The 5969-nt window shown below is 33.4% G+C and carries 6 protein-coding genes; all 6 read left to right on the forward strand.

All coding sequences use genetic code 11. The features are described from left to right. The first annotated feature begins 114 nt into the window (after positions 1-114). The 6 genes from UGRO018_RS17380 to pta all read left to right on the forward strand — a co-directional run bounded on the left by UGRO018_RS17380 (position 115) and on the right by pta (position 5950). Positions 115-1677, forward strand: a complete 1563-nt coding sequence (locus UGRO018_RS17380) for an N-acetylmuramoyl-L-alanine amidase (protein WP_416327784.1) — start codon at positions 115-117, stop codon at positions 1675-1677. A 12-nt stretch (positions 1678-1689) separates the two neighbouring features. Continuing rightward, a complete protein-coding gene (locus UGRO018_RS17385; RefSeq protein WP_416327780.1) occupies positions 1690-3126 on the forward strand; it encodes a cadherin-like beta sandwich domain-containing protein in 1437 nt (478 codons plus the stop codon). 87 nt (positions 3127-3213) lie between these two features. After that, positions 3214-3969 carry a peroxide stress protein YaaA gene (gene yaaA / locus UGRO018_RS17390; RefSeq protein WP_416327781.1) on the forward strand — a complete coding sequence of 252 codons (756 nt, stop codon included), beginning with the start codon at positions 3214-3216 and terminating at the stop codon, positions 3967-3969. Further along, positions 3966-4397: a 2-thiouracil desulfurase family protein gene (locus UGRO018_RS17395; protein ID WP_416327782.1), complete on the forward strand. Its 432-nt coding sequence runs from the start codon at positions 3966-3968 to the stop codon at positions 4395-4397. The genes yaaA and UGRO018_RS17395 overlap by 4 nt, the downstream gene beginning before the upstream one ends. Before the next feature lie 133 nt (positions 4398-4530). Beyond that, the gene (locus tag UGRO018_RS17400) at positions 4531-4797 is read left to right on the forward strand and encodes a phosphocarrier protein HPr (RefSeq protein ID WP_117455882.1); all 267 of its coding nucleotides are present in this window, start codon (positions 4531-4533) and stop codon (positions 4795-4797) included. Between the two features lie 178 nt (positions 4798-4975). Beyond that, a complete protein-coding gene (gene pta / locus UGRO018_RS17405; RefSeq protein ID WP_416327783.1) occupies positions 4976-5950 on the forward strand; it encodes a phosphate acetyltransferase in 975 nt (324 codons plus the stop codon). Positions 5951-5969 lie beyond the last annotated feature (19 nt).

Here is a 5969-nt window from a genome sequence, read left to right on the forward strand (position 1 = left end):
AAACTGTTTTTTTGTTAAGAAAACTATAAAAACATGATATACTTAATATATAATTAGGGAGATGAGAAAATGAGGCTTAAAAAGTTTTTTTTAGTTGCGATTCCGTTTTGTTTGATGTTTAGCATTTCAGGAAATCTTTTTGCTGAAGAAACTATAGAAACAGGACACGGTCTTGCAGATTTTTATGAAGAAGATCTTGATAAAGAAAATGGTTTTGAAAGTTTTACTCCAGATTATAATCCATATCTTCGAGAAATGTATGGGGGATATCAACGTGATGGAGACTTTAAGTTTTATGATAAGAGTGAGAAAAAAGTTTACTCTGCAACTAGGATTGAATGTCGATGGGAAAATGGAGTAACACAATACTATAAAGTTAATGGAAAATTGAAAAGAAAAGAAGCCGGAGATATCGTTCGTGAAGTAGTTACTTATGATAAGCAGAATTTTAAACTAAAAGTTAATGCAATTGGTTATAAAGAACCTTTTGATGATATGCGTAATGGAAGTAAAGTCGCTCCTGGGACATATAAAACAACAAGAAACAGTGGAGATTATATAGAACTTGAGTTGTCAAATGGAAGTAAAGTGTGGGTTAATCCACAATACAATCCTGATTTTACAACAAAAAATAGTGGAGAATTCGAAAATTCTATAGAGTACTTAAGTGTAGATAATATAAATGGTGTTCAAATTAAAAAAAGCATAATGCCTATCAAGGACTATGCAAGAACAGGAATTAAAATGAAACCACAATATGTAACAATTCATAATACAGGTAATTCCGAAAGAGGCGCAAATGCACAAGCACATGCAGATGGTCAAAAAGGTTATAGTTATGAAAACTCACCTAAGTCATGGCATTTTACTGTAGATAATAAAGAGATATATCAAAGTATGCCGATGGATGAAGTAGGATGGCATGCTGGAGATGGATTGTTAATGGGAAATATCGCAACTATAGGTATTGAGATATGCGAAAATTCAGATGGAAATTATGCAACAGGCGAGAAAACTGCTGCATTACTTACCGCAAGAATTTTATATGAAAATGGATTATCAGCTGATGCAGTAAGAATGCATCATGATTGGTCTGGAAAAGATTGTGCATATAATATTCTTCATAATACAAAGCAATCTATGGGATGGGCAAAGTTTAAGAGCACAGTAAAAACTGAGTATGATAAAATAGTAAAAGAAAATAGTGAACCTGATATAGAAGTTAGTTCTGAAGTATCAGATGAAATTAAAGCTGTTTTAGATAAAAATAAGATACGATTTGATAAGGGATATTTATATGGTTTTGTAGAAGGTTCTAATATATCAGATTTTGGAACTGCATTATCTTCGTTGGGTGATGTAGAAATAAAAGGATCAGATGGAAAACCTATTAATAATGTTAAGGTATCAAGTGGACAGGTAGTCAGTGTAAGCATAAAAAACGAAACCAAGGTTATTGTTTATCAAATGATCGTAATACTTCGTGGAGATATAAATGGAGATGGAAAAATCAGCGCAATGGATTACGTGAAAATCAGAAATAAGCTAGATGGAAAAACATCTTTAAAGGATAGAGAAATGAAAGCAGCTGATGTAAATAATGATGGTCGGGTAAGTGCGATTGATTATGTTAAAATCAGAAATAAATTAGATGGAAAGAGTACAATTGTTCAATAAGAGGGAGAAATTATGAGAAGAATTAGAAAAATTGTAAATGGTATCATTGTTTTGGTGTTGTGTATATCAATGTTTCAATGGAATTATATTAATGCTGGAGGAATTAGTGTATCAGTTTCACCTAGTTCAGTAGAAGTAGGACAACAGTTCACTATCTCGGTATCAGCAAGTGGCGTTTTTGTTGAGGGTTTAACAGTTAATTGCTCAGGTTGTACATTATTATCTAATATCAATCCAACGATTGATACAGGAGAGACTAAAACGGCAACAGCTAGATTAGACTCGGCTAGTGGTGCTTCAGTTACCGTATCAGGGACTGCAGCGTCTTATGATGTTGATGCAAATGAGGAATTTGCTGTATCAGGTACTGCATACGTTTCAGCCAAAGCAAAGCCAAGTACAACTACGCCTAATACAAATAATAATGGATCATCAAGTTCTGTTCAAAACTCTACACCAAATGTAAATACAAATCAAAATATAAATTCAAATAATGAGGAGGAACAGAAAGAAGATAAAAGGTCTAAGAATAATGATTTAGGGTCTTTGTCTATCAATCAAGGAGAATTATCTCCAAAATTTTCATCAGATACAACTTCATATAAAGTTGATTTGCCTGCGGATATTGAAAAAATCACATTGAATGCAAAAGCTAAAGATGATAAAGCAAGTGTTTCAGGTGATGGAGAGAAAACACTTAAAGCGGGTAAAAATGAATTTACAATTACTGTAACTGCAGAAAATGGGTCAACAAAAAAATATAAAATAGAAATATATGTAGATGAAAAACCTTTAGTATATACGATGTTTAATGATACTAAATTAGGCGTTGTGCGTAATATTGAAGGTTTAAATGTGCCTAAGGGATTCACTGAAACAAAAGTCAAGATTGAGGATAAGGAAGTTGTTGCATGGACTAATGAAAAGATCAATAAGACAATTGTATACCTAAGTGATGAAGAAAATAACAAGTCTTTTTATCTGTATGAGGATGGAAATATCATATCATCATTTGTGTATCGTAAAATGTTAGGGAAAGAGTTATATGTAATTGATGTGCCAACAGATAAACAAAGCATAAAGGGCATGAAATATCAAAAAGTCACAATAGATGAAACAGAATTAAATGGGTGGGTATTCGAAGATAAAAATTTCGAAAACTATATTGTGATCTATGTGATGAATATAAATGGTAATATGGAATATTATCAATATGAAAAAACACAAAATACATTGCAGTTATATTCTGGTGCTGCTGCTATTTCACAACAAAATTATGAAGAACAGATAAAAAAATTGGATGATTATAAATTTCTTAATACGATAATGATTTGTAGTGTGATCGGTTTATTGGTATTACTTGTAGGGATGACAAGTTATATTATCTACTCAAAGAAAAAAAGATATGGAACAAGACTGGTTCGTCCTATGAATGAAGATGAAGAGTAATTTAACGAAGATGAATCTATTGTAAGAGAAAGTATTTACCTTTTCATTCTTACTCTGTTTCGTTATAATAGGACTGAGGTGAAGTATATGTTAATCATCATATCGCCAACAAAACAAATGAAAATGAACTATGATAAAAAACCAAAACAATGCCCTATGTTCATGGATGAAAGTAAACAGATATGGAATACGCTACGTACCTTGAATGTTGATGATATCAAAAAGCTTATGAAGGTTAATGATAAACTGGCTTTAGAGAATGTTGAAAGATATCAGAATATGAAGTTTGATGAAAATGGTAGTTGCGCTTTTGATACATATCAAGGGCTTCAATTTCAATATATGGACATTGAGGATGAAAGTGAACATCAATATATAGAAAAGCATTTACGAATTTTATCTGGTTTTTATGGGGTCTTAAGACCACAAGATAGTATTTATCCTTATCGCCTTGAAATGCAAGCGGGTTTATCGATAAATGGATATAAGGATATCTATTATTTTTGGCAAGATAAATTGGCTAAAGCGTTGTTAAATGAATTACAAAGTCATGAACTACCGATGTTGATCAATATGGCTAGCAAAGAGTATGAAAAGGCGGTATTACCTTATATTTCTAAACATCGATGTGTCACACTTACCTTTAAAATCAGAAAAAAAGGTGTATTGAAAGTGGAATCTACACAAGCCAAGATGGCAAGAGGTAGAATGATTCACTATTTGGCAAGTCATGCGATTGAAACATTAGAAGGGATCAAAGGCTTTGATGAAGATGGGTATCAGTATGATCCAAACTTAAGTACAGATCATGAGTATGTATTCGTGAAGGAGGGGCAAGCATGAGATATGCAATCAGTAGTTGTTTGATGGGGGTCAATTGTAAATATAACGGTGGAAATAATTTAAATTCTAAATTGAAAGAGTTTATGAGGGATAAAGAATATGTATTAATATGTCCTGAGGTGTTAGGAGGATTGTCGACACCAAGAGCTTGTTGTGAAATCGTGAATGGAAAAGTGATGAATACCAATCATGAAGATGTGACAGAACCATTTGAACATGGCGCTCAGATTGCTTATCAACAGATTTTAGATTTTCAAGCTGATATCGTTATTACACAATCACGTTCCCCTAGCTGTGGAAACGGTATCATTTATGATGGTAGCTTTTCAGGTCATTTGATCGAAGGTAATGGGAAATTTGTACAATACTTATTGGAAAAGGAAATTCCTGTGATAGACGTTGAACGTTTTTTAACAAATATTTCTTAAAAACTTTATGAAAGCGCTGATAAACTCAAAAATAAGATAAAAACTTGAAAAAAAGCAATTTCGGCATTGTAAGTGGTATCAAAATGGGTTAAAATAGAGAGTGTAAAAAAGTTGTTTATAGGAGGAATATAAAATGAAACAAATCACTGTATCAGTCATTGACCCAGTTGGATTACACGCACGTCCAGCAACTGTTGCTGTTAACGCTGCAAGCAAATTCAAATGTGAGGTTAACGTATCTTTCAAAGGCCGTGAAGTAAACATGAAATCAATCATGGGTGTAATGTCTTTAGGAATCCCTACACAGTCAGAAATTACAATTTCTTGTAATGGGGATGATGAAGAAGCTGCTATCGCTGCTATCGAAGAAGTATTACGTGCACAAAAAATCATCGGTTAATTAAAAGAAATGGGAAAAAGAGATGGAGAAAGTCCATCTTTTTTTTGGAAAATGATAGTTTTGTATACTCATAAATGGAAAAGATTGTGAAATTATTCATTTGTGAATAAATCCTTTTTTTTAGCTTATGATTGGTATATAATAAACTATGGTATTAGGAAAGTGAGGACATATTCATATGATTAACACACTGATTGAAAAAATCAAAGGCAAGGGAACAAGAATTGTATTTACGGAAGGTTCTGACCCACGTATTTTGGAAGCGGCAATCCGTTTACATAAAGATAACGTTGTAGTACCAGTTTTATTAGGTAATCGTGCTGAAATTATGGGCACTGCTTCTGCTTATGGTTGGGATATTGAAGGAATTGAAACATTAGATCCAATTGAATATAAAAACATGGATATGATGGTAAGTAAGGTAATTGAGCTTCGTAAGGGAAAAATGGACGAAGAACAAGCACGTGCTGCATGTTTGAAAACAAACTTCTTTGGGACAATGTATGTAAAACTTGGTTGTGCAGATGGTTTGTTGGGTGGAGCTACTTACTCAACTGCGGATACTGTTCGTCCTGCATTACAGTTGGTGAAGACAAGACCTGGAAACTCTATTGTTTCTAGTTGCTTTATTTTAATGAAAGATGGTGCAGAAACATTGGTTATGGGTGACTGCTCTATTAATATTGACCCATCTGCAGATGATTTGGTTGAAATTACATTGCAAACAGCTCATACAGTACGTCAATTCGGTATTGAACCAAGAGTTGGTTTGTTGTCTTATTCAACACTTGGATCAGCAAAAGGTGAGAGCGTTTCTAAAGTAAATGAAGCAGCAACTCGTTTGAAACGTATGCCATTAGATTTTGGCGTTGAAGGTGAAATTCAGTTTGACTGCTGTGTTGCTCCTGAGGTCGCAAAATTAAAAGCACCTGAATCCAAAGTGGCAGGTAATATCAATACCTTTATCTTCCCTAACATTGATGCAGGTAACATCGGTTATAAGATTGCGGCTCGTTTAGGTGGATATGAAGCCATCGGACCTATCCTTCAAGGATTGAATGCTCCAATCAACGACTTGTCAAGAGGATGTAATGCTGAAGAAGTATACAAAATGGCAATCGTGACTGCTGCACAGAAATACATGGATATCTAATAATGAAAGAGATGCTAGA

This window comes from Hoskinsella mucinilytica (assembly GCF_045223415.1).
Taxonomy (GTDB): Bacteria; Bacillota_I; Bacilli_A; order Erysipelotrichales; family Erysipelotrichaceae; genus Hoskinsella; species Hoskinsella mucinilytica.

Coding starts and splice junctions, on each gene's coding strand:
- UGRO018_RS17380 (WP_416327784.1), top strand. CDS start 115: ATGTTTAGCATTTCAGGAAATCTTTTTGCTGAAGAAACTATAGAAACA.
- UGRO018_RS17385 (WP_416327780.1), top strand. CDS start 1,690: ATGAGAAGAATTAGAAAAATTGTAAATGGTATCATTGTTTTGGTGTTG.
- pta (WP_416327783.1), top strand. CDS start 4,976: ATGATTAACACACTGATTGAAAAAATCAAAGGCAAGGGAACAAGAATT.
- yaaA (WP_416327781.1), top strand. CDS start 3,214: ATGTTAATCATCATATCGCCAACAAAACAAATGAAAATGAACTATGAT.
- UGRO018_RS17395 (WP_416327782.1), top strand. CDS start 3,966: ATGAGATATGCAATCAGTAGTTGTTTGATGGGGGTCAATTGTAAATAT.
- UGRO018_RS17400 (WP_117455882.1), top strand. CDS start 4,531: ATGAAACAAATCACTGTATCAGTCATTGACCCAGTTGGATTACACGCA.